Here is a 25,447-nt window from a genome sequence, read left to right on the forward strand (position 1 = left end):
ACTCCGTACAATCGCTTCCCGTAACTCCGCCCGCTCCGCCCGGTAAACCGGTACGGAGCCTCCGCCCCGGCGCGATAGGCTCGGGTCACTGCTTTTTCATGGTTCCGATGTTCAGAGCACGTTTCAGGGAGCGGGTGCGCACAGTGTCCGGTGGAGAGGTGGCCGGGATCCTGGTGGCCGTCTTCTGGGCGATCCTGGTCTCCTTCCTCGCGGTCGCACTGGCGAGGCTGGCCCAGACGCTCAAGGCGACCACCAAGCTCGTGGCGGACGTGACCGACCAGGCGGTCCCCCTGCTCGCCGACGCCTCCCAGGCGGTTCGCTCCGCGCAGACGCAGATCGACCGGGTCGACGCGATCGCCTCCGACGTCCAGGAGGTCACGTCGAACGCCTCCGCGCTGTCCTCCACCGTCGCCTCCACCTTCGGCGGCCCGCTGGTGAAGGTCGCGGCCTTCGGCTACGGCGTCCGCCGGGCGCTCGGCGGCCGCAAGGAGGAGGACGTGCCTGGGAAGTCGCCCCGGCGTACCGTGATCGTGGGCCGCACGGTCCCTGCCGCACGACGCAAGCGGAAGTAAGGACTGAGACCGAGCGATGTTCCGCCGTACGTTCTGGTTCACCACAGGTGTCGCCGCCGGTGTGTGGGCCACCACCAAGGTCAACCGCAAGCTGAAGCAGCTGACCCCGGAGAGCCTGGCCGCCACCGCGGCGAACAAGGCGCTGGAGACCGGTCAGCGGCTGAAGGACCGCGCGGTCGGCTTCGCGCTCGACGTCCGCGACAACATGGCCCAGCGGGAGGCCGAGCTGGAGGAGGCGCTCGGCATCCAGGAGAGCCCAGGACTCACGGCGTCCGGGCGGTACGCCGCCATCGAGAACCACCGCAACAACCCGAAGTACATCGAGAACACGACGTACTCGTACAACCGGAATGAGGACCACTGATGGAGTCGGCAGAGATTCGCCGCCGCTGGCTGAGCTTCTTCGAGGAGCGCGGGCACACCGTCGTCCCTTCGGCGTCGCTCATCGCGGACGACCCGACTCTGCTCCTCGTCCCCGCCGGCATGGTGCCCTTCAAGCCCTACTTCCTGGGTGAGGTCAAGCCGCCGTTCCCGCGCGCCACCAGCGTGCAGAAGTGCGTGCGCACGCCCGACATCGAAGAGGTCGGCAAGACCACGCGCCACGGCACCTTCTTCCAGATGTGCGGCAACTTCTCCTTCGGCGACTACTTCAAGGAAGGCGCCATCAAGCTCGCCTGGGAGCTGCTCACCAGCCCCCAGGACAAGGGTGGTTACGGCCTGGAGCCGGAGAAGCTCTGGATCACCGTCTACAAGGACGACGACGAGGCCGAGCGCATCTGGCACGAGGTCGTCGGCGTGCCGATGGAGCGCATCCAGCGCCTGGGCATGAAGGACAACTTCTGGTCCATGGGCGTCCCCGGCCCCTGCGGCCCCTGCTCCGAGATCAACTACGACCGCGGCCCCGAGTTCGGCGTCGAGGGCGGCCCCGCCGTCAACGACGAGCGGTACGTGGAGATCTGGAACCTCGTCTTCATGCAGTACGAGCGCGGCGAGGGCACCGGCAAGGACAACTTCGAGATCCTCGGGGACCTGCCGAGCAAGAACATCGACACGGGCCTCGGCCTGGAGCGGCTCGCCATGATTCTGCAGGGCGTGCAGAACATGTACGAGATCGACACCTCCATGGCCGTCATCGAGCGGGCCACCGAGCTGACCGGCGTCCGCTACGGCGACGCCCACACCTCGGACGTGTCCCTCCGCGTGGTCACCGACCACATGCGCACCGCCACCATGCTCATCGGCGACGGCGTCACCCCCGGCAACGAGGGCCGTGGCTACGTGCTGCGCCGCATCATGCGCCGCGCCATCCGCAACATGCGCCTGCTCGGCGCCACCGGCCCGGTCGTCAAGGACCTCATCGACGTCGTCATCGGCATGATGGGCCAGCAGTACCCGGAGCTGATCACCGACCGCGAGCGCATCGAGAAGGTCGCCGTCGCCGAGGAGAACGCCTTCCTCAAGACGCTGAAGGCCGGCACCAACATCCTCGACACCGCCGTGACCGAGACCAAGGCCCAGGGCTCCAGCGTCCTGCCCGGCGACAAAGCCTTCCTGCTCCACGACACCTGGGGCTTCCCGATCGACCTCACCCTGGAGATGGCCGCCGAACAGGGCCTCTCGGTGGACGAGGAGGGCTTCCGCCGCCTGATGAAGGAGCAGCGGGAGCGCGCCAAGGCCGACGCCCAGGCCAAGAAGACCGGCCACGCCGACCTCGGTGCCTACCGCGAGATCGCCGACGCCGCCGGCGAGACCGACTTCATCGGCTACAGCGACACCGAGGGCGAGTCCACGATCGTGGGCATCCTCGTGAACGGCGTCTCCTCCCCGGCCGCCACCGAGGGCGACGAGGTCGAGATCGTCCTGGACCGCACCCCGTTCTACGCCGAGGGCGGCGGCCAGATCGGCGACACCGGCCGGATCAAGGTCGACTCCGGTGCCGTCGTCGAGGTCCGCGACTGCCAGAAGCCGGTCCCGGGCGTGTACGTCCACAAGGGCGTCGTCCAGGTCGGCGAGGTGACCGTCGGCGCCAAGGCCCACGCCGCCATCGACGCCCGCCGCCGTACGGCCATCGCCCGCGCCCACTCGGCCACCCACCTCACCCACCAGGCGCTGCGCGACGCCCTCGGCCCGACGGCCGCCCAGGCCGGTTCCGAGAACCAGCCCGGCCGCTTCCGCTTCGACTTCGGCTCCCCGTCCGCCGTGCCGACGGCCGTGATGACCGACGTCGAGCAGAAGATCAACGAGGTGCTCGCCCGCGACCTCGACGTGCGCGCCGAGATCATGGGCATCGACGAGGCCAAGAAGCAGGGCGCCATCGCCGAGTTCGGCGAGAAGTACGGCGACCGGGTCCGCGTCGTGACCATCGGCGACTTCTCCAAGGAGCTGTGCGGCGGCACGCACGTGCACAACACCGCCCAGCTCGGCCTGGTGAAGCTGCTCGGCGAGTCCTCCATCGGCTCCGGCGTGCGCCGTATCGAGGCCCTGGTCGGCGTCGACGCGTACAACTTCCTCGCCCGCGAGCACACGGTCGTCAACCAGCTGACCGAGCTGCTCAAGGGCCGCCCGGAGGAGCTGCCGGAGAAGGTCTCCGCCATGCTCGGCAAGCTGAAGGACGCCGAGAAGGAGATCGAGAAGTTCCGCGCCGAGAAGGTGCTCCAGGCCGCCGCCGGTCTCGCCGAGTCCGCCAAGGACGTCCGGGGCGTCGCCCTGGTCACCGGTCAGGTGCCGGACGGCACCACGCCGGACGACCTGCGCAAGCTGGTCCTGGACGTGCGCGGCCGGATCCAGGGCGGCCGGGCCGCGGTCGTGGCCCTGTTCACCGTCAACAACGGCAAGCCGCTCACGGTCATCGCCACCAACGAGGCCGCCCGCGAGCGCGGCCTCAAGGCCGGTGACCTGGTTCGTACGGCCGCCAAGACGCTCGGCGGCGGCGGTGGCGGCAAGCCGGACGTCGCCCAGGGCGGCGGCCAGAACCCGGCCGCCGTCGGCGAGGCGGTCGAGGCCGTCGAGCGCCTGGTCGCCGAGACCGCCAAGTAAGAAGCGGTCGAGAGATGCGCAGAGGACGTCGGCTCGCGATCGACGTCGGGGACGCCCGGATCGGGGTCGCCTCGTGCGACCCCGACGGGATCCTCGCCACCCCGGTGGAGACCGTCCCCGGCCGGGACATCCCCGCCGCCCACCGCCGGTTGCGTCAGCTGGTGGAGGAGTACGAACCGATCGAGGTCGTCGTCGGCCTCCCTCGCTCCCTCAAGGGGGGCGAGGGCCCGGCCGCGGTCAAGGTCCGCGCCTTCGCCCAGGAGCTGGCCGGGGGCATCAAGCCGGTGCCGGTGCGGCTGGTGGACGAGCGGATGACGACGGTGACGGCCAGTCAGGGACTGCGTGCCTCGGGCGTGAAGTCGAAGAAGGGGCGCGCGGTCATCGACCAGGCCGCCGCCGTCATCATTTTGCAGCAGGCCCTGGAATCCGAACGGGTGTCAGGCAGACCACCCGGCGAAGGCGTCGAAGTGGTCATCTGATCGCGATACGGTAACGTTCCGCGCGATGCGCCGGTGTTCGAACAGCCGGGGCACAGCAAGAGGCGGAGCGGAAGCCGGCCCCCGGCCGCGTGACCGTCGGCCTCGCGGCTCTAGGGGATCGATGACTGAGTATGGCCGGGGCCAAGGCTCCGAACCGTGGCATCCGGAGGACCCGTTGTACGGGGACGGCGGATGGGGAGGACAGCAGGGCCAGGCGGGCCCGCAGTCCCCCTACGGCGGCCAGCCGCAGCACTATCCGCAGGCGCCGCAGCACGGCGACTGGAGCCAGGCGCAGCAGCCCGGGTACGGCGAGCAGCAGCACCAGTACTACGACGGATCGACCCGGCACGAGTACGACCAGCGGTTCGCCCACCAGACCCAGCAGCAGTTCCACCAGGGCGGCTGGGACGCGACCGGCACCCACGGCCACGTGCCCTACGCCGCCGACCCCGGCGACCCGTACGGCCAGCAGCCCGTGGCCTACGGCGCGGAGCAGCCCGACTTCTATCCCACCGAGGACGCCTACCCGCCGCCGGAGCCGCCCGGCCGCCGGCAGCCCGAACCCGAGCCGCAGGCGCCGGGCGAGGAGGAGCACGCCTTCTTCGCGGGAGGCGGCGGCGAGGACGACGAGGAGGAGCACGAGCTCCAGAGCCGGCGTGAGCGGCGCGGCAAGAAGCCCGTCAAGAGCAAGAAGCGGCGCACCGGCTGCGCCTGCATGGTGGTCGTCCTGGTGTTCGGCGGCGGCCTCGGCGGAGTCGGGTATTTCGGCTACCAGTTCTACCAAAATCGTTTCGGCACGGCTCCGGACTACGCGGGCGACGGCACCAGCGAGACGGTGACCGTCGAGATCCCGAAGGGCGCGGGCGGCTGGGAGATCGGCCGCCGCCTGAAAGAGGCCGGGGTCGTCAAGAGCGCCGAGGCGTTCGTCCACGCCCAGACCACGACTCCGGGCGGCGACGGAATCCAGGCGGGCGCCTATCTCCTGAAGAAGGAGATGTCCGCCGCCAGTGCCGTCCGGCTGATGATGGACCCGCGCAGCCAGAACAATGTGATCGTCACCCCGGGCGAGCGCAATGCCGGTGTCTACGCGGCCATCGACAAGAAACTCGAACTGTCCGCGGGCACCACCAGGAAGGTCGCCAGGAAGAGTTACAAGAGCCTCGGCCTGCCGGCCTGGGCGCTCAACCAGAACAACGCCGACATCAAGGACCCGCTGGAGGGCTTCCTCTTCCCGGGCACCTATCCGGCCGCCAAGGGCATGAAGCCCGACGCCGTCCTGAAGCAGATGGTCACCCAGGCCAAGCTGAAGTACGCCGCCTACGGGCTGACCGAGAAGGCCAAGGCGCTCGGCCTGGACAACGCCTTCGAACTCGTCACGGTGGCGAGCCTGGTGCAGGCCGAGGGCAAGACCCACGACGACTTCCGCAAGATGGCCGAGGTGGTCTACAACCGCCTCAAGCCCACCAACACCGAGACGAACCGGCTGCTGCAGTTCGACTCGACCTACAACTACCTCAAGGGCACGAGCAACATCCACATCTCCGAGCGGGAGATCACCAGCAACCAGGACCCGTACAACACGTACACCCACAAGGGGCTCACTCCCGGCCCGATCGGCAACCCCGGCGAGGACGCGCTGAAGGCCACCCTGAATCCGACGCACGACGGGTGGATCTACTTCGTGGCGACCGACGGGAGGAGCAACACCGAGTTCGCCAAGACCTTCACCGAATTCCAGGAACTCCGGGACAAGTTCAATGCCAACGCGGGCAACTGACGGCCGCCGCGCCGCCGTGCTGGGTTCACCGATCGCCCACTCCCTCTCCCCGGTGCTGCACCGGGCCGCGTACGACGCGGCCGGACTCACCGGCTGGTCGTACGACAGCTTCGACGTCGACGAGGCCGCCCTGCCCGGCTTCCTGGACAAGCTCGGGCCGGAGTGGGCGGGGCTGTCGCTGACCATGCCGCTCAAGCGGGCGGTCATACCGCTGCTGGACGAGATCAGCGACACGGCCGCCTCGGTCGACGCGGTCAACACGCTCGTCTTCACCGAGGACGGCCGCCGGCTCGGTGACAACACGGACATCCCGGGCATGGTGGCCGCCCTGCGCGAGCACGGCATCGAACAGGTCGACTCCGCCGCCGTCCTCGGCGCCGGCGCCACCGCCTCCTCCGCGCTCGCCGCCCTGGCCCGGATCTGCACCGGGGAGGTCGTCGCCTACGTCCGCAGCGAGGCCCGCGCCGCCGAGATGCGGCAGTGGGGCGAACGGCTCGACGTGGACGTCCGCACGGCGGACTGGGCCGACGCGGCCGAGGCCCTGCGCGCACCGCTGGTCATCGCCACCACCCCCGCCGGCACGACCGACGCCCTCGCCGCCGCCGTACCCGAACGCCCCGCCACCCTCTTCGACGTGCTCTACGACCCCTGGCCCACCGAGCTGGCGGCCCGCTGGTCCATGTTCGGCGGTGCCGTGGTCAGCGGCCTCGACCTGCTGGTCCACCAGGCCGTGCTCCAGTTCGAGCAGATGACCGGGCGCACCCCGGGCCCCCTGGAGGCCATGCGGCACGCCGGCGAGCTGGCGCTCGCGGCCCGCTGACGCCCCACGCGCGTCCGCCTGCTGGACCGGCGGCCGGTTCGCACCCCCGGACGTGGGAGGATCGGAGGTGGCGTACCGGGGTCGCGCACCCGGCAGCGCCGTCGCCGTACGCGAGGACGCGCGTACGCCGGGCAGTACCGGGCGCGAGCACTGAGGAGCACCGTTGAGCAGGCTGCGTTGGCTGACCGCGGGGGAGTCCCACGGTCCCGCACTTGTCGCGACGCTGGAGGGTCTTCCCGCCGGCGTGCCGATCACCACCGAGATGGTGGCGGACCACCTGGCGCGGCGGCGGCTCGGCTATGGCCGTGGTGCGCGGATGAAGTTCGAGCGGGACGAGGTCACGTTCCTCGGCGGCGTCCGGCACGGGCTGACCCTGGGCTCCCCGGTGGCCGTCATGGTGGGCAACACCGAGTGGCCGAAGTGGGAGCAGGTCATGGCGGCCGACCCGGTCGACCCCGAGGTGCTGGCGGGCCTGGCCCGCAACGCGCCGCTGACCCGCCCCCGCCCCGGCCACGCCGACCTGGCGGGCATGCAGAAGTACGGCTTCGACGAGGCCCGTCCGATCCTGGAGCGCGCCTCGGCCCGTGAGACGGCGGCCCGGGTGGCGCTGGGCGCGGTCGCCCGGTCGTACCTGAAGGAGACGACCGGCATCGAGATCGTCTCCCACGTGGTCGAGCTGTGCTCCGTGAAGGCCCCGCGGGGCGTCTACCCCACTCCGGCCGACGTCGAGAAGCTGGACGCCGACCCGCTGCGCTGCCTGGACGCGGACACCTCCAAGGCGATGGTCGCGGAGGTCGACCAGGCCCACAAGGACGGCGACACCCTGGGCGGCGTCGTCGAGGTGCTGGCCTACGACGTCCCGGTCGGCCTCGGCTCGCACGTGCACTGGGACCGCAAGCTGGACGCCCGCCTCGCCGGAGCGCTCATGGGCATCCAGGCGATCAAGGGTGTCGAGATCGGCGACGGCTTCGAGCTGGCCCGCGTGCCCGGCTCCCAGGCCCACGACGAGATCGTGGGCACGCCGGAGGGCATCCGGCGCGTCTCCGGCCGCTCCGGCGGCACCGAGGGCGGCCTCAGCACGGGTGAGCTGCTGCGGGTGCGCGCCGCGATGAAGCCGATCGCCACCGTGCCGCGCGCGCTCAGGACGGTGGACGTCACCACCGGCGAGCCCGCCCAGGCCCACCACCAGCGCTCCGACGTCTCCGCCGTCCCGGCGGCCGGCATCGTCGCCGAGGCCATGGTGGCGCTCGTCCTCGCGGACGCGGTCGCCGAGAAGTTCGGCGGCGACTCCGTCCCGGAGACCCGGCGCAACGTCCGGTCGTACCTCGACAACCTGGCGATCCGGTGAGCGGCGTACCGGCGGTCGTCCTGGTCGGGCCGATGGGCGTGGGCAAGTCCACCGTCGGCCGGCTGCTCGCCGAGCGCCTCGGCGTCGGCTACCGGGACACCGACGAGGACATCGAGGCGGCCGAGGGCCGCACCATCGCCGAGATCTTCGTGGACGAGGGCGAGGCCGCCTTCCGCGCCCTGGAGAAATCCGCGGTGCGGGCCGCGCTCACCGAGCACCGGGGCGTCGTCGCGCTGGGCGGCGGGGCGGTCCTGGACCCGGACACGCGCGCGCTGTTGGCCGGACAGCGGGTCCTCTACCTCTCGATGGAGGTCGAGGAGGCGGTCAAGCGCACCGGTCTGAACGTGGCCCGCCCGCTGCTCGCGGTCAACCCGCGCAAGCAGTGGCGGGAGCTGATGGAGGCGCGCCGGCACCTGTACGAGGAGGTCGCCACCGCCGTCGTCGCGACGGACGGCCGCACTCCGGAAGAGGTCGCGCAGGCGGCGCTGGACGCACTGGAGTTGAAGCAGGTATGAGCGAGGCAGTCACCCGGATCCCGGTCGCCGGCACCGCGGGCACGGACCCCTACGAGGTGCTGGTGGGCCGGCAACTGCTGGGCGAGCTGGCCGGGCTGATCGGGGCAAAGGCCAAGCGGGTCGCCGTGATCCACCCGGAGGCGCTGGACGAGACCGGGGAGGCGCTGCGCGCCGACCTGGCCGGGCAGGGCTACGAGGCCGTGGCGATCCAGGTGCCCAACGCGGAGGAGGCCAAGACCGCCGAGGTCGCCGCCTACTGCTGGAAGGCGCTGGGCCAGTGCGGCTTCACCCGCACCGATGTGATCGTCGGTGTCGGCGGCGGCGCCACCACCGACCTGGCCGGGTTCGTCGCCGCGACCTGGCTGCGCGGGGTGCGCTGGATCGCCGTCCCCACGACCGTGCTGGCCATGGTCGACGCGGCGGTCGGCGGGAAGACCGGCATCAACACCGCCGAGGGCAAGAACCTGGTCGGCTCCTTCCACCCGCCGGCCGGTGTCCTGTGCGACCTGGCCGCGCTGGACTCCCTCCCGGTGCACGACTACGTCTCCGGACTGGCCGAGATCATCAAGGCGGGGTTCATCGCCGACCCGGTGATCCTGGACCTGATCGAGGCCGACCCGGAGGCCGCCCGCACCCCGGCGGGCCCGCACACGGCCGAGCTGATCGAGCGGTCGATCCGGGTCAAGGCCGACGTGGTCTCCTCGGACCTGAAGGAATCGGGCCGCCGGGAGATCCTCAACTACGGCCACACGCTCGGCCACGCCATCGAGAAGAACGAGCGGTACAAGTGGCGGCACGGGGCCGCGGTCGCGGTGGGCATGCACTTCGCCGCCGAACTGGGCCGCCTGGCGGGCCGCTTGGACGACGCGACGGCCGACCGCCACCGCAGCGTCCTGGAGTCGGTCGGCCTGCCGCTGCACTACCGCTACGACCAGTGGCCCAAGCTGCTGGAGGCGATGAAGGTCGACAAGAAGTCGCGCGGCGACCTGCTGCGCTTCATCGTCCTGGACGGGCTGGCCAAGCCGACCGTCCTGGAAGGCCCGGACCCGGCCGTCCTCCTCGCCGCCTACGGCGAGGTCGGCCAGTAGGCCCCGGACCGCTCCCCGCGTCCGATTTCCTTCGCCCGCCGGGCACTTCGAACCGCCCCCGGCCGTTTCACCAGACGACGGCCGGGGACGGTACCGTTCGGTAGCAAGCGGGGCACGCCCCTGCTGCCAGCGCCAGATGTGTGTACGAGACGGAGTGGCAACGGATGCAGCACGCAGTGGGGTCTCCGCTGCCGCCGCCCCAGCAGCCGGGGCAGGGCCCGCACGCCGGCTGGGCGTCGGCCGCACACCACCCGGGCCCGCACCCGGGAGTCTCCCAGGGGCCCGCCCCCGTTCCGCCGCCGGGCTTCCCGGTTGCGCCCGGACCGGTGCCGCCGGCCCCGCAGCGGCCCCCGGTCGGCTCCGGCCCGGTGCCGCCGCCCCCGCCCCCGCAGCACACCGCCGGCCCGCAGGCCCCCGATAGCACCGGACACGTCCCGCTGCCACCCGGCGGCCCGGTCGGCGCCCTCGCGGCCCCGTCCGCCGCGGCCACGGCACCGGACCCGGCGGCGACCACCCTCGCCGTCCTCCTCATCGGCCCGGCCGGCGCCGGCAAGACCAGCGTCGCCAAGTACTGGGCGGACCACCGCCGCGTCCCCACGGCCCACATCAGCCTGGACGACGTCCGCGAATGGGTCCGCTCGGGCTTCGCCGATCCGCAGTCCGGCTGGAACGACAACTCGGAGGCCCAGTACCGCCTGGCGCGCCGGACCTGCGGTTTCGCCGCGCGCAACTTCCTCGCCAACGGCATCTCCTGCATCCTGGACGACGCCGTCTTCCCGGACCGCCCGGTCGTCGGCCTCGGCGGCTGGAAGCGGCACGTGGGCCCCGGCCTGCTCCCGGTGGTCCTGCTCCCGGGCCTCGACGTCGTCCTGGAGCGCAACGCCGAACGCACCGGCAACCGCCGCCTCACGGACGAGGAGGTGGCCCGCATCCACGGCCGCATGGCCGGCTGGTACGGCTCGGGCCTCCCGATCATCGACAACTCCACGCTGGACGTCCCCGGGACGGCGAGGGTCCTGGACGAGGTCCTGGCGAGAGCGATAGCGAGCCCACCGAGCTGGTGAGCGGAGGGCTGGTCCCACTCGCACCACCCCCCACCTGCCCCGCAACCCCACTCGGCCCCCGCCGATCGGCATAATCCGGACAAACCTCCTACGCTCATCTCATGTCAGAGGTGTACGCGAACCGCCGATCCCGGCTGAGGGAACACTTCAACGCGGCCGGCACCGCGGCAGCGCTCGTCACCCGCCCGGCCAACGTCCGCTACCTCGCCGCCGCGGCCCCGCAGGGCGCCGCGCTGCTGATCGGCAGAGGCGAGGACGTCCTGGTGTGCGCCGGCCCGCCGGACGACCGCCCCCACGAAGGCCAGCCGGACGAGAACCTGCGCCTGCACGTCCTTCCGGCGCACCACGGCGACGCCGCCGTCACGGCGGCCGGCCTCGCCGCCGACCAGGGTGCCGACTCCGTGGCGGTCGAGGAACACCACCTCACCGTCACCCGGCACCGGGCCATCGCCTCCGTCGCCCCGAGGCTCCGCCTCACCGACCTGGGCGGGGCCGTGGAACAGCTCAGGGTCGTCAAGGACGAGGAGGAGATCTCCTGTCTCCGCATCGGCGCCGAGATCGCCGACCAGGCCCTCGGCGAGCTGCTGGAGTCGATCCTGGTCGGCCGCACCGAACGGCACCTCGCGCTGGAGCTGGAGCGGCGCCTGGTCGATCACGGTGCCGACGGCCCGGCCTTCCCCACCTCCGTGGCCACCGGGCCGCACGCCGGCCGCCGCGGCCACCGTCCCACCGACCGGCGGGTGGAGGAGGGTGACTTCCTCTCCGTCTGCCTCGGCGCCACCTACCGCGGCTACCGGTGCGAGATCGGCCGCACCTTCGTCATCGGCACCTCGCCCGCGGACTGGCAGATCGAGCTGTACGACCTGGTCTTCGCCGCCCAGCGGGCCGGACGTGAGTTCCTGGCACCCGGTGCCGCCTACCGCGACGTGGACCGCGCCGCACGTCAGGTACTGGACTCCGCGGGCTATGCGGAGGCCCTGCCACCGCTGACCGGACACGGTGTCGGACTCGAAATCGACGAGGACCCGCAGTTGGCTCCCTCGGCCATGGGTAAACTGGACGCTTGCGTGCCGGTCACCGTCGAACCGGGGGTCCACCTCCCGGGCCGGGGCGGTGTCCGGATCGATGACACGCTCGTCGTACGCCCCGAGGCGGACGGCGGACCCGAGCTACTCACCATCACGACCAAGGAGCTGCTCGCGCTGTAGCGCGTGACCCGGGGTCGTACGTCAGTCCAGGAGATTCCGCAACCGTGGCTTCCACGAACGACCTCAAGAACGGCATGGTGCTCAAGCTCGAAGGCGGCCAGCTCTGGTCCGTCGTCGAGTTCCAGCACGTCAAGCCCGGCAAGGGCCCGGCCTTCGTGCGCACCAAGCTCAAGAACGTGCTCTCCGGCAAGGTCGTCGACAAGACCTTCAACGCCGGTGTCAAGGTCGAGACGGCCACTGTCGACAAGCGCGACATGCAGTTCTCGTACATGGACGGCGAGTACTTCGTCTTCATGGACATGGAGACCTACGACCAGCTGCACATCGACCGGAAGGCCGTCGGCGACGCCGCGAACTTCCTGGTCGAGGGCTTCACCGCCACCGTCGCGCAGCACGAGGGCGAGGTTCTCTTCGTCGAGCTGCCCGCCGCCGTCGAGCTCACCATCCAGGAGACCGAGCCGGGCGTCCAGGGCGACCGCTCCACCGGTGGCACCAAGCCCGCCACCCTGGAGACCGGCCACCAGATCCAGGTCCCGCTCTTCATCACCACCGGTGAGAAGATCAAGGTCGACACCCGCACCAGCGACTACCTCGGCCGGGTGAACAGCTAACCGTGGCTGCCCGCAACACGGCCCGCAAGCGCGCCTTCCAGATCCTCTTCGAGGGCGACCAGCGCGGCGCCGACGTCCTGACGGTCCTCGCGGACTGGATCCGGCTCTCCCGGGCCGACACCCGGCAGCCGCCGGTCAGCGAGTACACGATGCAGCTGGTCGAGGGCTACGCGGAGCACGCGAAGCGGATCGACGAGCTGATCGCCCAGTACGCGGTGGGGTGGACGCTCGACCGCATGCCGGTCGTGGACCGCAACATCCTGCGGCTGGGCGCGTACGAGCTGATCTGGGTCGACGAGACCCCGGACGCCGTCGTCCTGGACGAGATGGTGCAGCTGGCGAAGGAGTTCTCGACCGACGAGTCGCCGTCGTTCGTCAACGGCCTGCTGGGCCGCCTGAAGGAACTCAAGCCGTCCCTGCGCCGGGACGAGGCGTAACGCCCGACAGCCATCGCCGGAGGGCCCGCAGCACGTCTGTGCTGCGGGCCCTCCGGCGTGTGCCCACCGTCGCCGAAAAGCCGCCGGGGTGGCCGGAACCATAGAGTTCCGGCCACCCCGGCGGCACGTTTCTGCTGAGGCGTGTGAGGGCGGCTACGCCTCTTCGTGCGTGGCGACCGCGCGGCGCGCGTCCGCGTCGAGAACGCCCCAGCTGATCAGCTGCTCGGTGAGGACCGAGGGGGACTGGTCGTAGATGACGGCGAGTGTGCGCAGGTCGTCCTGGCGGATGGAGAGCACCTTGCCGTTGTAGTCACCGCGCTGGGACTGGATCGTCGCCGCGTAGCGCTGCAGGGGGCCCGCCTTCTCGGCCGGCACGGTGGCCAGTCGCTCCAGGTCCAGGACCAGCTTCGGCGGCGGCTCGGCGGCGCCGCCCGGCGTGGTGCCCGGCAGGAGCTCCTGCACCGGAACGCCATAGAAATCGGCCAGCTCGGCCAGGCGCTGTACGGTCACGGCGCGGTCGCCGCGCTCGTACGAACCGACGACCACGGCCTTCCAGCGACCCTGGGACTTCTCCTCGACACCGTGGAGGGAAAGGCCCTGCTGGGTGCGGATGGCCCGGAGCTTGGCCCCGAGCTGTTTGGCGTATTCGCTGGACATATAGCTCCCCGGACACTGTGTCGACGCGGCCGGAGGCTTTCCCGCCGCGCGGCTGGTAACTCACTGTGAGGTTACGCAGCGTGACTCTGGTGCGTCAAGCCGAATGGTCCACACCGACTCTTCCGTGGTAGTGACGGTCGATTAGGCCAAGCGGGTGACAGGGGGGTGGTCGAGGCCGGTCGGGTGAGCTGCTAGGGTGGATGGCGCAATTCCGACGTCCTTTAAGGTCCGTCCCGTGAGGCGGAGAAGGAGGTCCGTTTCGTATGGACAAGAACGCCACGTCTGCGCATCCGCAGGCGTCCGATGCGCGGCCCGTTCTCGAAGGCCCCGACATCGCGCGGGTACTGACCCGCATCGCCCACGAGATCGTCGAGCGCGCCAAGGGCGCCGACGACGTGGTGCTCCTCGGCATTCCGACGCGGGGTGTCTTCCTCGCCCAGCGGCTCGCCGCCAAGCTGGAGCAGATCACCGACCGCGCGGTCCCGGTCGGCTCCCTCGACATCACCATGTACCGCGACGACCTGCGCATGCACCCGCCGCGCGCGCTGGCCCGCACCGAGATCCCCGGTGACGGCATCGACGGCCGGCTGGTCGTCCTCGTCGACGACGTGCTCTTCTCGGGGCGGACGATCCGCGCCGCCCTCGACGCCCTGAACGACATCGGGCGCCCGCGCGCGGTGCAGCTCGCGGTCCTGGTCGACCGCGGCCACCGCGAACTGCCCATCCGCGCCGACTACGTCGGCAAGAACCTCCCCACGTCGCTGCGGGAGACGGTCAAGGTCCAGCTCGCCGAGGAGGACGGTCGCGACACCGTGCTGCTCGGTGTGAAGCCGGCCGCTCAGTAGCAAGTCAGGCGCACGGCCGCTCCGGCGTGCCGTGAACACGCGCCCGCCTGCCCGAAATCTCCCGAATGAACTGCCTTACGGAGCCTGACAGATGCAGCGTCATCTCATCTCGGCCGCCGACCTCACCCGCGACGACGCCGTCCTGATCCTCGACACCGCCGAGGAGATGGCCCGGGTCGCGGACCGGCCGATCAAGAAGCTGCCGACCCTGCGCGGCCGGACGATCGTCAACCTCTTCTTCGAGGACTCCACGCGCACGCGCATCTCCTTCGAGGCCGCCGAGAAGCGCCTGTCCGCGGACGTCATCAACTTCTCCGCCAAGGGGTCCTCGGTGTCCAAGGGCGAGTCCCTGAAGGACACCGCGCAGACCCTGGAGGCCATGGGCGTCGACGCCGTGGTCATCCGGCACGGCGCCTCCGGAGCCCCGTACCGCCTGGCCAACTCCGGCTGGATCGACGCGGCCGTCATCAACGCCGGCGACGGCACCCACCAGCACCCCACCCAGGCCCTGCTGGACGCCTTCACCATGCGCCGCCGGCTGATCGGCCGCGACGCCGGGCTCGGCCAGGACCTGTCCGGCAAGCGGATCACCGTCGTCGGTGACGTCCTGCACAGCCGGGTCGCCCGCTCAAACGTCGACCTGCTGCACACCCTCGGCGCCGAGGTCACCCTGGTCGCCCCGCCCACCCTGGTGCCGGTCGGTGTCGAAACCTGGCCGTGCGCGGTGTCGTACGACCTCGACAGCACGCTGCCCAAGTGCGACGCCGTGATGATGCTCCGCGTCCAGCGCGAGCGCATGAACGCCGCCTTCTTCCCCACCGAGCGCGAGTACTCGCGGCGTTACGGCCTCGACGGCGACCGCATGGCCAAGCTGCCCGAGCACGCCATCGTGATGCACCCCGGTCCGATGGTGCGCGGCATGGAGATCACCGCCGAGGTCGCCGACTCCGACCGCTGCACCGCCGTCGAGCAGGTCGCCAACGGCGTCTCCATCCGGATGGCCGTCCTGTACCTGCTGCTCGGCGGCAACGAGCCCGCCGTCACCCACTCTCGTACCGAGGAGAAGTAAGACCCATGAGCAAGATCCTGATCCGTGGTGCGAAGGTGCTCGGCGGCGCGCCGCAGGACGTCCTGATCGACGGGGAGACCATCGCGGAGGTCGGCACCGGACTGAGCGCCGAGGGTGCCCAGGTCGTCGAGGCCGACGGCAAGGTGCTGCTGCCGGGCCTGGTCGATCTGCACACCCACCTGCGCGAGCCGGGCCGCGAGGACTCCGAGACCGTCCTCACCGGCACCCGCGCGGCGGCGAGCGGCGGCTACACGGCCGTCTTCGCCATGGCCAACACCTTCCCGGTCGCCGACACCGCCGGTGTGGTCGAGCAGGTCTGGCGCCTCGGCCAGGAGCACGGCTACTGCGACGTCCGGCCCATCGGCGCCGTCACCGTCGGCCTCGAGGGCAAGAAGCTCGCCGAGCTGGGCGCCATGCACGAGTCCGCCGCCGGCGTCACCGTCTTCTCCGACGACGGCAAGTGCGTGGACGACGCCGTGATCATGCGTCGGGCGCTGGAGTACGTGAAGGCCTTCGGCGGCGTCGTCGCCCAGCACGCGCAGGAGCCGCGGCTCACCGAGGGCGCCCAGATGAACGAGGGCGTCGTCTCCGCCGAGCTGGGCCTTGGCGGCTGGCCTGCCGTCGCCGAGGAGTCGATCATCGCGCGCGATGTCCTCCTCGCCGACCACGTCGGCTCCCGCGTCCACATCTGCCACCTGTCGACCGCCGGCTCCGTCGAGATCGTCCGCTGGGCCAAGTCCCGGGGCATCCAGGTCACCGCCGAGGTCACCCCGCACCACCTGCTCCTCACCGACGAGCTGGTGCGCACCTACAACCCCGTCTACAAGGTCAACCCGCCGCTGCGCACCGAGCGCGACGTGCTGGCCCTGCGCGAGGCGCTCGCCGACGGCACGATCGACATCGTCGCCACCGACCACGCCCCGCACCCGCACGAGGACAAGGACTGCGAGTGGGCCGCCGCCGCCATGGGCATGGTCGGCCTGGAGACCGCGTTGTCGGTGGTGCAGCAGACCATGGTGGACACGGGCCTGCTGGACTGGGCCGGCGTCGCCGACCGCATGTCCTCCAAGCCCGCGCAGATCGGACAGGCCACCGGCCACGGCCGTCCCGTCTCGGCTGGTGAGCCCGCCAACCTCACCCTGGTCGACACGGAATACCGTGGCCAGGTGGACCCCGCGGGCTTCGCCTCGCGCAGCCGCAACACCCCGTACGAGGGGCGTGAGCTGCCGGGCCGTGTGACGCACACGTGGCTGCGGGGCAAGGCCACGCTCGTCGACGGGAAGCTCACGTGACACCTGTAATCCTGTTGGCCGAGGCCGAGCGGTCGGCCGAGGTCACCGACTGGCCGGCCCGCATCGGCTGGCTCGTCGGACTGGTCCTCTTCATCGCGCTCGTCTACTGGCTGATGCGCGAGGGCTGGAAGTGGCGCGGCACCCTCCAGAGCGACCTGCCCGAGCTGCCTGGCGCGCCGGAGGAGACCGGCCCGGCCAGACTGAGCATGAGCGGCCGCTACCACGGCTCCACCACCGCCGGGCAGTGGCTGGACCGCATCGTCGCCCACGGCCTGGGCACCCGCAGCCGGGCCGAGCTCACCCTGACCGACGCGGGCCTGGAGGTCGAGCGCCCCGGCGCTACCGACTTCTTCGTCCCCACGGCCGCACTGCGCGGAGCCCGGCTGGACAAGGGCATCGCCGGCAAGGTCCTCACCGAGGGCGGACTGCTGGTGGTGACCTGGGCGCACGGCGACAGACTGATCGACTCCGGCTTCCGCTCCGACCACGCGGCCGAGCACACCGAGTGGGTCGACACCCTGAACCAGATGATCAACGACACGGAAGGCGCACGATGACGACCTCCACAAGGGGAGCTGGCAAGGTTCCCGCCGTACTCGTCCTGGAGGACGGCCGGGTCTTCCGCGGCCGTGCCTACGGGGCCGTGGGGGAGACCTTCGGCGAGGCCGTGTTCTCCACCGGCATGACCGGCTACCAGGAGACCCTCACCGACCCGTCGTACGACCGCCAGATCGTCGTCGCGACGGCCCCCCAGATCGGCAACACCGGCTGGAACGACGAGGACGACGAGTCCAGCCGCATCTGGGTCTCCGGCTACGTCGTGCGCGACCCCGCGCGCGTGCCGTCCAACTGGCGGGCCAAGCGCTCCCTGGACGACGAGCTGGAGCGGCAGGGCGTGGTCGGCATCTCCGGCATCGACACCCGGGCCCTCACCCGTCATCTGCGCGAGCGCGGCTCCATGCGCGCCGGGATCTTCTCCGGCGACGCGATCGCCGCCGAGTCCGAGCTGGTCGCGCGCGTGCAGGCCCAGCCGCACATGAAGGGCGCGAGCCTCTACGAGGAGGTCGCGACCAAGGAGGCGTACGTCGTCCCGGCGGTCGGCGAGAAGCGGTTCACCGTCGCCGCCATCGACCTCGGCATCAAGGGCATGACCCCGCACCGCATGGCCGAGCGCGGCATCGAGGTGCACGTCCTGCCCGCCACCGCCACAGCCGACGACGTCTACGCCGTCGACCCGGACGGTGTGTTCTTCTCCAACGGTCCCGGCGACCCGGCGACCGCCGACGGCCCGGTCGCGCTGATGACCGCCGTCCTGGAGCGCAGGACTCCGCTGTTCGGCATCTGCTTCGGCAACCAGATCCTCGGCCGCGCCCTCGGCTTCGGCACCTACAAGCTGAAGTACGGCCACCGGGGCATCAACCAGCCGGTCCAGGACCGTACGACCGGCAAGGTCGAGGTCACCGCGCACAACCACGGCTTCGCCGTGGACGCGCCGCTCGACAAGGTCAGCGAGACGAAGTTCGGCCGTGCCGAGGTCTCGCACGTCTGTCTCAACGACGACGTCGTGGAGGGGCTGCGGCTGCTCGACCAGCCCGCCTTCTCCGTCCAGTACCACCCCGAAGCGGCCGCCGGCCCGCACGACGCCGCCTACCTCTTCGACCGCTTCGTCTCCCTGATGGAGGGCCAGCGTGCCTAAGCGCACCGATATCCAGTCCGTCCTGGTCATCGGCTCCGGCCCGATCGTCATCGGCCAGGCCGCCGAGTTCGACTACTCCGGCACCCAGGCGTGCCGCGTGCTCAAGGCCGAGGGCCTGCGCGTCATCCTGGTGAACTCCAACCCGGCGACGATCATGACCGACCCGGAGATCGCCGACGCCACCTACGTCGAGCCGATCACCCCCGAGTTCGTCGAGAAGATCATCGCCAAGGAGCGCCCCGACGCCCTGCTGCCCACCCTGGGCGGCCAGACGGCCCTGAACACCGCCATCTCGCTGCACGAGAACGGTGTCCTGGAGAAGTACGGCGTGGAGCTGATCGGCGCCAAGCCCGAGGCGATCCACAAGGGCGAGGACCGCGACCTGTTCAAGGACGTCGTGGAGGAGGTCCGCAAGAAGATCGGGCACGGCGAGTCCGCCCGCTCGGTCATCTGCCACTCCATGGACGACGTCCTCAAGGGCGTCGAGACCCTCGGCGGCTACCCGGTCGTCGTCCGCCCGTCCTTCACCATGGGCGGCGCCGGCTCGGGCTTCGCGCACGACGAGGAGGAGCTGCGCCGTATCGCCGGGCAGGGCCTCACGCTCTCCCCGACCACCGAGGTGCTCCTGGAGGAGTCCATCCTCGGCTGGAAGGAGTACGAGCTGGAGCTGATGCGCGACAAGCACGACAACGTCGTGGTCGTCTGCTCCATCGAGAACTTCGACCCGATGGGCGTGCACACCGGCGACTCGATCACCGTCGCCCCGGCGATGACCCTGACCGACCGCGAGTACCAGGTGCTGCGCGACGTCGGCATCGCGATCATCCGCGAGGTCGGCGTCGACACCGGCGGCTGCAACATCCAGTTCGCGGTCAACCCCGAGGACGGCCGCGTGATCGTCATCGAGATGAACCCGCGCGTGTCGCGTTCCTCGGCGCTCGCCTCCAAGGCCACCGGTTTCCCGATCGCCAAGATCGCTGCCAAGCTGGCCGTCGGCTACACGCTCGACGAGATCCCGAACGACATCACGCAGGAGACCCCGGCCTCCTTCGAGCCCACGCTCGACTACGTGGTCGTCAAGGCCCCGCGCTTCGCCTTCGAGAAGTTCCCGCAGGCCGACTCCACGCTGACCACCACCATGAAGTCGGTCGGCGAGGCCATGGCCATCGGCCGCAACTTCCCCGAGGCCTTCCAGAAGGCGCTGCGCTCCCTGGAGAAGAAGGGCAGCCAGTTCGCCTTCACCGGCGAGCCCGGCGACAAGGACGCCCTGCTGCGCGAGGCCGTTCGGCCCACCGACGGCCGGATCAACACCGTCATGCAGGCCATCCGCGCGGGCGCCACCCCGGAAGAGGTCTTCGAGTACACGAAGATCGACCCCTGGTTCGTGGACCAGCTCTTCCTGATCAAGGAGATCGCGGACGAGCTGGCCGAGGCCCCCGAGCTGACCCGCGACCTGCTCGCCGAGGCCAAGCGGCACGGCTTCTCCGACCAGCAGATCGCCGAGATCCGCGGCCTGCGCGAGGACGTCGTCCGCGAGGTCCGGCACGCCCTCGGTGTCCGCCCGGTCTACAAGACCGTCGACACCTGCGCCGCCGAGTTCGCCGCCAGGACGCCGTACTTCTACTCCTCCTACGACGAGGAGACCGAGGTCGCGCGCCGTGAGAAGCCGGCCGTCATCATCCTGGGCTCCGGTCCCAACCGCATCGGCCAGGGCATCGAGTTCGACTACTCCTGCGTCCACGCCTCCTTCGCGCTGTCCGACGCCGGGTACGAGACCGTGATGGTCAACTGCAACCCGGAGACCGTCTCCACGGACTACGACACCTCCGACCGCCTGTACTTCGAGCCGCTGACGCTCGAGGACGTGCTGGAGATCGTCCACGCGGAGCAGCAGGCCGGCCCGATCGCCGGTGTCATCGTCCAGCTCGGCGGCCAGACCCCGCTCGGCCTCTCGCAGGCCCTGAAGGACAACGGCGTGCCGATCGTGGGCACGTCCCCCGAGGCCATCCACGCCGCCGAGGACCGCGGCGCCTTCGGCCGCGTCCTCGCGGAGGCGGGCCTGCCGGCGCCCAAGCACGGCACGGCCACCACCTTCGCGGAGGCCAAGGCCATCGCCGACGAGATCGGCTACCCGGTCCTGGTCCGGCCGTCGTACGTCCTCGGCGGGCGCGGCATGGAGATCGTCTACGACGAGACCCGCCTCGCCTCCTACATCGCCGAGTCGACCGAGATCAGCCCCTCCCGGCCGGTCCTCGTCGACCGCTTCCTGGACGACGCCATCGAGATCGACGTGGACGCGCTCTACGACGGCGAGGAGCTGTACCTCGGCGGCGTCATGGAGCACATCGAGGAGGCCGGCATCCACTCCGGCGACTCGGCGTGCGCCCTGCCGCCGATCACCCTCGGCGGCTTCGACATCAAGCGCCTGCGCGCCTCCACCGAGGCCATCGCCAAGGGCGTCGGCGTGCGCGGCCTGATCAACATCCAGTTCGCGATGGCCGGCGACATCCTCTACGTCCTGGAGGCCAACCCGCGCGCCTCGCGCACGGTTCCCTTCACCTCGAAGGCGACCGCGGTGCCGCTGGCGAAGGCCGCCGCCCGGATCTCCCTGGGCGCGACCATCGCCGAGCTGCGCGCCGAAGGCCTGCTGCCGAAGAACGGCGACGGCGGAGAGCTGCCGCTGGACGCGCCGATCTCCGTCAAGGAGGCCGTCATGCCGTGGTCGCGGTTCCGCGACATCCACGGCCGCGGCGTCGACACCGTCCTCGGCCCGGAGATGCGCTCCACCGGCGAGGTCATGGGCATCGACTCGGTCTTCGGCACGGCGTACGCCAAGTCGCAGGCCGGTGCCTACGGCCCGCTGCCCACCAAGGGCCGCGCGTTCATCTCGGTCGCCAACCGCGACAAGCGCTCGATGATCTTCCCGGCGCGCGAGCTGGTCGCGCACGGCTTCGAGCTGCTCGCGACCTCCGGCACCGCCGAGGTCCTCAAGCGCAACGGCATCAACGCCACCGTCGTGCGCAAGCAGTCCGAGGGCACCGGCCCGAACGGCGAGCGGACCATCGTCCAGCTCATCCACGACGGCGAGGTCGACCTCATCGTCAACACCCCGTACGGCACCGGTGGCCGCCTCGACGGCTACGACATCCGTACGGCGGCCGTCGCGCGGTCCGTGCCGTGCCTGACGACCGTCCAGGCGCTCGCCGCCGCAGTCCAGGGCATCGACGCCCTCAACCACGGTGACGTGGGCGTCCGCTCGCTCCAGGAACACGCGGAACACCTGACCGCGGCCCGCGACTAGCAGCCCCGAGGGGGACACCGGAAACGGTGTCCCCCTCTTCATGAGGGCTCCCTGAAGCCTCAAGAGGACACGCACATGTACAAGCTCTTCTTCCGTCTGGTCTTCCGGCGCATGGACCCGGAGCAGGCCCACCACCTCGCCTTCCGCTGGATCCGTCTGGCCGTCCGGATCCCCGTGCTGCGCACCTTCGTCGCCGCCGCGCTCGCGCCCCGCCACAAGGAGCTGCGCACCGAGGCGTTCGGGCTGCGCATGCACGGCCCGTTCGGGCTCGCGGCCGGATTCGACAAGAACGCGGTCGCCATCGACGGGATGTCGATGCTGGGCTTCGACCACGTCGAGATCGGCACGGTGACGGGGGAGCCGCAGCCCGGCAACCCCAAGAAACGGCTGTTCCGGCTCGTGGCGGACCGCGCGCTGATCAACCGCATGGGCTTCAACAACGACGGCTCCCTGGCCGTGGCGGCCCGTCTGGCCACCCGTGAGCCGGTCTTCAGGACGGTGGTCGGCGTCAACATCGGCAAGACCAAGGTCGTCCCGGAGGCGGAGGCCGTCGCCGACTACGTGAAGTCCGCCGAGCGCCTCGCGCCGTACGCGGACTACCTGGTCGTCAACGTCTCCTCGCCGAACACGCCCGGTCTGCGCGACCTCCAGGCGGTGGAGCACCTGCGCCCGCTGCTCACCGCCGTGCGCGAGGCCGCCGACCGCACGGTCGCGAACCGGCGCGTCCCGCTGCTGGTGAAGATCGCCCCCGACCTCGCCGACGAGGACGTCGACGCGGTCGCCGACCTCGCCGTGGAGCTGGGCCTGGACGGCATCATCGCCACCAACACCACCATCGCGCGCGAGGGCCTCGGCCTGCGCTCCTCCGCCGCGCTGGTCAAGGAGACCGGCGGCCTGTCCGGCGCTCCGCTCAAGGAGCGCTCCCTGGAGGTCCTGCGCCGCCTGTACGCGCGCGTGGGCGACCGGATCACCCTGGTGGGCGTGGGCGGCATCGAGACCGCCGAGGACGCCTGGCAGCGCATCCTGGCCGGTGCCACGCTGGTCCAGGGCTACAGCGCCTTCATCTACGAGGGCCCCTTCTGGTGCCGCGCCCTCCACAAGGGCCTCGCCGCCCGCCTGCGCACCAGTCCGTACGCCACCCTCGCCGACGCGGTCGGCGCCGACGTGAGGAAGCCCGCATGAGCCCGTTGGAGCCCTTCGGCGCCCGGCTGCGCCGCGCCATGGACGAGCGCGGCCCGCTGTGCGTCGGCATCGACCCGCACGCCTCCCTGCTCGCCGAGTGGGGCCTGGACGACGACGTCGCCGGCCTGGAGCGGTTCAGCCGCACGGTCGTCGAGGCCATGGCCGACCGGGTGGCCGTCCTGAAGCCCCAGAGCGCCTTCTTCGAGCGGTTCGGCTCGTGCGGCCTCGCCGTCCTGGAGAAGTCGGTCCAGGAGGCGCGCGCGGCCGGTGCCCTGGTCGTGATGGACGCCAAGCGCGGGGACATCGGCTCGACCATGGCCGCCTACGCCGAGGCGTTCCTCCGCCCCGGCGCCCCGCTGTTCTCCGACGCCCTGACCGTCTCGCCGTACCTCGGCTACGGCTCGCTGAGCCCGGCCGTCGCGCTCGCCCGGGAGAGCGGGGCCGGCCTGTTCGTGCTGGCGCTGACCTCCAACCCGGAGGGCGGCGAGGTGCAGCACGCGGTCCGCGCGGACGGCCGGACGGTCGGGGCGACCATGCTGGCCCACCTGGCGGCCGAGAACGCGGGGGAGGAGCCGCTGGGCTCCTTCGGCGCGGTGGTGGGGGCCACGCTCGGGGACCTGTCCTCGTACGACCTCGCCGTGGGCGGTCCGCTCCTCGCGCCGGGCATCGGTGCCCAGGGGGCGACCCCGGCCGATCTTCCTCGGGTCTTCGGGGCGGCCGTCCGCAACGTCGTGCCCAACGTCAGCCGGGGTGTTCTGCGTCACGGTCCCGACGTCAGCGCGTTGCGGGGGGCTGCCGAACGGTTCGCGGGGGAGATCCGGGCGGCCGTCGACGGCGTCTGAGGCCCGGCCGGGTGCTCCGCTGAGCGGCATCACGCCGACTTGAGTGTGAATACATCCTCAAATCAGGGGCAGTATGTCTGAAATGTCCGGCCTGACGGAGGCTGACCAGGACTTTTCCGCTGTTCTCGCTGACTCTGGCGGACTTGCCCGCTAGTCTCCGAGCAGTGGGGGCACCTCCCGCGCCCCTCAGGCAGTGGGGGAGAACGGGCAGCGTGTTGCTCGTGGCTCCCCAGGTGTGGGGCGACTAGGTTCCTCACCGGTCCGTATCCGACAGTTCGACATCCGAGGTGACGTAGGCGTGGCTCTTCCGCCCCTTACCCCTGAACAGCGCGCAGCCGCGCTCGAAAAGGCCGCCGCGGCTCGCCGGGAGCGGGCCGAGGTCAAGAATCGACTCAAGCACTCCGGCGCCTCCCTGCACGAGGTCATCAAGCAGGGCCAGGAAAACGACGTCATCGGCAAGATGAAGGTCTCCGCCCTTCTTGAGTCGCTGCCGGGCGTGGGCAAGGTCCGCGCCAAGCAGATCATGGAGCGTCTGGGCATCTCCGAGAGCCGCCGCGTGCGCGGTCTCGGTTCCAACCAGATCGCTTCCCTGGAGCGTGAGTTCGGCAGCACCGGCTCCTGAGTCCGTCTCCCGGCGGACCGGGAGTCCCGGGCACTCCGGGATTGCTGGAATAATCGCTGCATGAGTGAACGTCCGCGGCTGACCGTGCTCTCCGGCCCCTCGGGGGTCGGCAAGAGCACGGTCGTCGCCCATATGCGCAAGGAACACCCCGAGGTCTGGCTCTCGGTGTCGGCGACCACCCGCAAGCCGCGCCCCGGCGAGCAGCACGGAGTCCACTACTTCTTCGTCACCGACGAGGAGATGGACAAGCTGATCGCCAACGGCGAGCTGCTGGAATGGGCCGAGTTCGCCGGCAACCGCTACGGCACCCCCCGTGCGGCGGTGCTGGAGCGGCTGGAGAACGGCGAGCCCGTCCTGCTGGAGATCGACCTCCAGGGCGCCCGGCAGGTCCGCGAGTCCATGGCCGACGCCCAGCTGGTGTTCCTCGCTCCGCCCTCCTGGGAGGAGCTGGTGCGCAGGCTGACCGGCCGGGGGACCGAGCCGCCCGAGGTCATCGAGCGCCGCCTGGCGGCGGCGAAGACCGAGCTGGCGGCCGAGCCGGAGTTCGATACGACCTTGGTCAACACCTCCGTCGAGGACGTGGCTCGCGAGCTGCTAGCCTTGATGGACGTTGTGTGATCGTGACTGTGATCACGATGTCTGATTCTTTCCCACCCATCGGAAGGTAGAGCGTGTCCTCTTCCATCACCGCGCCCGAGGGCATCATCAACCCGCCGATCGACGAGCTTCTCGAGGCGACCGACTCGAAGTACAGCCTCGTGATCTACGCGGCCAAGCGTGCCCGCCAGATCAACGCGTACTACTCCCAGCTCGGTGAGGGCCTCCTCGAGTACGTCGGTCCGCTCGTCGACACCCACGTCCACGAGAAGCCGCTGTCGATCGCCCTGCGCGAGATCAACGCCGGTCTGCTGACCTCCGAGGCCGTCGACGGCCCGGCGCAGTAGTACTTTCAGATCGCGATTGACTTATCCACAGGCTCGGCAGTC

Annotated in this window: 25 protein-coding genes; 24 read left to right on the forward strand and 1 reads right to left on the reverse strand. The window is 70.8% G+C overall.

Annotated elements, in window-relative coordinates; genetic code table 11:
• Positions 1 to 107 precede the first annotated feature (107 nt).
• The 13 genes from OO52_RS16270 to nusB all read left to right on the forward strand — a co-directional run bounded on the left by OO52_RS16270 (position 108) and on the right by nusB (position 12,955).
• Entirely contained in the window at positions 108 to 572 is a 465-nt protein-coding gene (locus OO52_RS16270) for a DUF948 domain-containing protein (protein WP_234339579.1), read from the forward strand.
• A 16-nt stretch (positions 573 to 588) separates the two neighbouring features.
• Positions 589 to 936 carry a hypothetical protein gene (locus OO52_RS16275; protein WP_030644707.1) on the forward strand — a complete coding sequence of 116 codons (348 nt, stop codon included), beginning with the start codon at positions 589 to 591 and terminating at the stop codon, positions 934 to 936.
• Positions 936 to 3,608 carry an alanine--tRNA ligase gene (gene alaS / locus OO52_RS16280; protein WP_030644709.1) on the forward strand — a complete coding sequence of 891 codons (2,673 nt, stop codon included), beginning with the start codon at positions 936 to 938 and terminating at the stop codon, positions 3,606 to 3,608. The genes OO52_RS16275 and alaS overlap by 1 nt, the downstream gene beginning before the upstream one ends.
• 14 nt (positions 3,609 to 3,622) lie before the next feature.
• Positions 3,623 to 4,087, forward strand: a complete 465-nt coding sequence (ruvX, locus tag OO52_RS16285; RefSeq protein WP_030644711.1) for a Holliday junction resolvase RuvX — start codon at positions 3,623 to 3,625, stop codon at positions 4,085 to 4,087.
• A gap of 121 nt (positions 4,088 to 4,208) precedes the next feature.
• Positions 4,209 to 5,864, forward strand: coding sequence for an endolytic transglycosylase MltG (gene mltG / locus OO52_RS16290; RefSeq protein WP_234339585.1), 1,656 nt, complete (start codon positions 4,209 to 4,211; stop codon positions 5,862 to 5,864).
• Positions 5,845 to 6,684 carry a shikimate dehydrogenase gene (locus OO52_RS16295; protein ID WP_030644715.1) on the forward strand — a complete coding sequence of 280 codons (840 nt, stop codon included), beginning with the start codon at positions 5,845 to 5,847 and terminating at the stop codon, positions 6,682 to 6,684. The genes mltG and OO52_RS16295 overlap by 20 nt, the downstream gene beginning before the upstream one ends.
• Positions 6,685 to 6,847: 163 nt before the next feature.
• Positions 6,848 to 8,032 carry a chorismate synthase gene (aroC, locus tag OO52_RS16300; RefSeq protein WP_030644717.1) on the forward strand — a complete coding sequence of 395 codons (1,185 nt, stop codon included), beginning with the start codon at positions 6,848 to 6,850 and terminating at the stop codon, positions 8,030 to 8,032.
• A gap of 32 nt (positions 8,033 to 8,064) precedes the next feature.
• Positions 8,065 to 8,547: a shikimate kinase gene (locus OO52_RS16305; RefSeq protein ID WP_196946440.1), complete on the forward strand. Its 483-nt coding sequence runs from the start codon at positions 8,065 to 8,067 to the stop codon at positions 8,545 to 8,547.
• Positions 8,544 to 9,635 carry a 3-dehydroquinate synthase gene (gene aroB, locus OO52_RS16310; protein WP_030644721.1) on the forward strand — a complete coding sequence of 364 codons (1,092 nt, stop codon included), beginning with the start codon at positions 8,544 to 8,546 and terminating at the stop codon, positions 9,633 to 9,635. Before OO52_RS16305 ends, aroB begins: the two co-directional genes overlap by 4 nt.
• 164 nt (positions 9,636 to 9,799) lie before the next feature.
• The gene (locus OO52_RS16315; protein ID WP_030644723.1) at positions 9,800 to 10,699 is read left to right on the forward strand and encodes a Pro-rich N-terminal domain-containing protein; all 900 of its coding nucleotides are present in this window, start codon (positions 9,800 to 9,802) and stop codon (positions 10,697 to 10,699) included.
• Between the two features lie 101 nt (positions 10,700 to 10,800).
• Entirely contained in the window at positions 10,801 to 11,907 is a 1,107-nt protein-coding gene (locus OO52_RS16320) for an aminopeptidase P family protein (protein ID WP_030644725.1), read from the forward strand.
• A 44-nt stretch (positions 11,908 to 11,951) separates the two neighbouring features.
• On the forward strand, positions 11,952 to 12,518 hold the full coding sequence (efp, locus tag OO52_RS16325) for an elongation factor P (RefSeq protein WP_030644726.1): 567 nt from the start codon (positions 11,952 to 11,954) through the stop codon (positions 12,516 to 12,518).
• Positions 12,519 to 12,520: 2 nt separating this feature from the next.
• Positions 12,521 to 12,955, forward strand: coding sequence for a transcription antitermination factor NusB (gene nusB, locus OO52_RS16330; protein WP_030644728.1), 435 nt, complete (start codon positions 12,521 to 12,523; stop codon positions 12,953 to 12,955).
• Positions 12,956 to 13,108: 153 nt separating this feature from the next.
• Here nusB and bldD read toward each other — a convergent pair whose 3' ends face one another.
• Positions 13,109 to 13,612 (reverse strand): transcriptional regulator BldD, encoded by a 504-nt coding sequence (bldD, locus tag OO52_RS16335; protein WP_014671524.1) that lies wholly within the window; start codon positions 13,610 to 13,612, stop codon positions 13,109 to 13,111.
• 263 nt (positions 13,613 to 13,875) lie between these two features.
• On the opposite strand from bldD, the gene pyrR reads away from it, so the two are divergent.
• The 11 genes from pyrR to rpoZ all read left to right on the forward strand — a co-directional run bounded on the left by pyrR (position 13,876) and on the right by rpoZ (position 25,405).
• Positions 13,876 to 14,457, forward strand: a complete 582-nt coding sequence (pyrR, locus tag OO52_RS16340) for a bifunctional pyr operon transcriptional regulator/uracil phosphoribosyltransferase PyrR (RefSeq protein ID WP_030644730.1) — start codon at positions 13,876 to 13,878, stop codon at positions 14,455 to 14,457.
• Positions 14,458 to 14,548: 91 nt separating this feature from the next.
• Entirely contained in the window at positions 14,549 to 15,526 is a 978-nt protein-coding gene (locus OO52_RS16345) for an aspartate carbamoyltransferase catalytic subunit (RefSeq protein ID WP_030644732.1), read from the forward strand.
• Positions 15,527 to 15,531: 5 nt separating this feature from the next.
• On the forward strand, positions 15,532 to 16,818 hold the full coding sequence (locus tag OO52_RS16350; RefSeq protein WP_030644734.1) for a dihydroorotase: 1,287 nt from the start codon (positions 15,532 to 15,534) through the stop codon (positions 16,816 to 16,818).
• Positions 16,815 to 17,375 (forward strand): hypothetical protein, encoded by a 561-nt coding sequence (locus tag OO52_RS16355; protein WP_030644737.1) that lies wholly within the window; start codon positions 16,815 to 16,817, stop codon positions 17,373 to 17,375. Before OO52_RS16350 ends, OO52_RS16355 begins: the two co-directional genes overlap by 4 nt.
• A complete protein-coding gene (gene carA, locus OO52_RS16360; protein WP_030644739.1) occupies positions 17,372 to 18,514 on the forward strand; it encodes a glutamine-hydrolyzing carbamoyl-phosphate synthase small subunit in 1,143 nt (380 codons plus the stop codon). Before OO52_RS16355 ends, carA begins: the two co-directional genes overlap by 4 nt.
• Positions 18,507 to 21,815 carry a carbamoyl-phosphate synthase large subunit gene (gene carB, locus OO52_RS16365; RefSeq protein WP_030644741.1) on the forward strand — a complete coding sequence of 1,103 codons (3,309 nt, stop codon included), beginning with the start codon at positions 18,507 to 18,509 and terminating at the stop codon, positions 21,813 to 21,815. The genes carA and carB overlap by 8 nt, the downstream gene beginning before the upstream one ends.
• Before the next feature lie 75 nt (positions 21,816 to 21,890).
• A complete protein-coding gene (locus tag OO52_RS16370; RefSeq protein WP_030644742.1) occupies positions 21,891 to 22,997 on the forward strand; it encodes a quinone-dependent dihydroorotate dehydrogenase in 1,107 nt (368 codons plus the stop codon).
• Positions 22,994 to 23,839 (forward strand): orotidine-5'-phosphate decarboxylase, encoded by an 846-nt coding sequence (pyrF, locus tag OO52_RS16375; protein WP_030644744.1) that lies wholly within the window; start codon positions 22,994 to 22,996, stop codon positions 23,837 to 23,839. Before OO52_RS16370 ends, pyrF begins: the two co-directional genes overlap by 4 nt.
• Positions 23,840 to 24,137: 298 nt before the next feature.
• The gene (locus OO52_RS16380) at positions 24,138 to 24,461 is read left to right on the forward strand and encodes an integration host factor (RefSeq protein WP_003977346.1); all 324 of its coding nucleotides are present in this window, start codon (positions 24,138 to 24,140) and stop codon (positions 24,459 to 24,461) included.
• A 60-nt stretch (positions 24,462 to 24,521) separates the two neighbouring features.
• The gene (gmk, locus tag OO52_RS16385; RefSeq protein WP_030644746.1) at positions 24,522 to 25,079 is read left to right on the forward strand and encodes a guanylate kinase; all 558 of its coding nucleotides are present in this window, start codon (positions 24,522 to 24,524) and stop codon (positions 25,077 to 25,079) included.
• Between the two features lie 53 nt (positions 25,080 to 25,132).
• Positions 25,133 to 25,405, forward strand: coding sequence for a DNA-directed RNA polymerase subunit omega (gene rpoZ / locus OO52_RS16390; protein ID WP_030620214.1), 273 nt, complete (start codon positions 25,133 to 25,135; stop codon positions 25,403 to 25,405).
• The last annotated feature ends 42 nt before the right edge of the window (positions 25,406 to 25,447 follow it).

The organism is Streptomyces flaveolus, assembly GCF_000716535.1.
Taxonomy (GTDB): domain Bacteria; phylum Actinomycetota; class Actinomycetes; order Streptomycetales; family Streptomycetaceae; genus Streptomyces; species Streptomyces flaveolus_A.

Coding starts and splice junctions, on each gene's coding strand:
- OO52_RS16270 (WP_234339579.1), top strand. CDS start 108: ATGTTCAGAGCACGTTTCAGGGAGCGGGTGCGCACAGTGTCCGGTGGA.
- OO52_RS16275 (WP_030644707.1), top strand. CDS start 589: ATGTTCCGCCGTACGTTCTGGTTCACCACAGGTGTCGCCGCCGGTGTG.
- alaS (WP_030644709.1), top strand. CDS start 936: ATGGAGTCGGCAGAGATTCGCCGCCGCTGGCTGAGCTTCTTCGAGGAG.
- ruvX (WP_030644711.1), top strand. CDS start 3,623: ATGCGCAGAGGACGTCGGCTCGCGATCGACGTCGGGGACGCCCGGATC.
- mltG (WP_234339585.1), top strand. CDS start 4,209: ATGACTGAGTATGGCCGGGGCCAAGGCTCCGAACCGTGGCATCCGGAG.
- OO52_RS16295 (WP_030644715.1), top strand. CDS start 5,845: ATGCCAACGCGGGCAACTGACGGCCGCCGCGCCGCCGTGCTGGGTTCA.
- OO52_RS16305 (WP_196946440.1), top strand. CDS start 8,065: ATGGGCGTGGGCAAGTCCACCGTCGGCCGGCTGCTCGCCGAGCGCCTC.
- aroB (WP_030644721.1), top strand. CDS start 8,544: ATGAGCGAGGCAGTCACCCGGATCCCGGTCGCCGGCACCGCGGGCACG.
- OO52_RS16315 (WP_030644723.1), top strand. CDS start 9,800: ATGCAGCACGCAGTGGGGTCTCCGCTGCCGCCGCCCCAGCAGCCGGGG.
- OO52_RS16320 (WP_030644725.1), top strand. CDS start 10,801: ATGTCAGAGGTGTACGCGAACCGCCGATCCCGGCTGAGGGAACACTTC.
- bldD (WP_014671524.1), bottom strand. CDS start 13,612: ATGTCCAGCGAATACGCCAAACAGCTCGGGGCCAAGCTCCGGGCCATC.
- pyrR (WP_030644730.1), top strand. CDS start 13,876: ATGGACAAGAACGCCACGTCTGCGCATCCGCAGGCGTCCGATGCGCGG.
- OO52_RS16345 (WP_030644732.1), top strand. CDS start 14,549: ATGCAGCGTCATCTCATCTCGGCCGCCGACCTCACCCGCGACGACGCC.
- OO52_RS16350 (WP_030644734.1), top strand. CDS start 15,532: ATGAGCAAGATCCTGATCCGTGGTGCGAAGGTGCTCGGCGGCGCGCCG.
- carA (WP_030644739.1), top strand. CDS start 17,372: ATGACGACCTCCACAAGGGGAGCTGGCAAGGTTCCCGCCGTACTCGTC.
- OO52_RS16370 (WP_030644742.1), top strand. CDS start 21,891: ATGTACAAGCTCTTCTTCCGTCTGGTCTTCCGGCGCATGGACCCGGAG.
- pyrF (WP_030644744.1), top strand. CDS start 22,994: ATGAGCCCGTTGGAGCCCTTCGGCGCCCGGCTGCGCCGCGCCATGGAC.
- gmk (WP_030644746.1), top strand. CDS start 24,522: ATGAGTGAACGTCCGCGGCTGACCGTGCTCTCCGGCCCCTCGGGGGTC.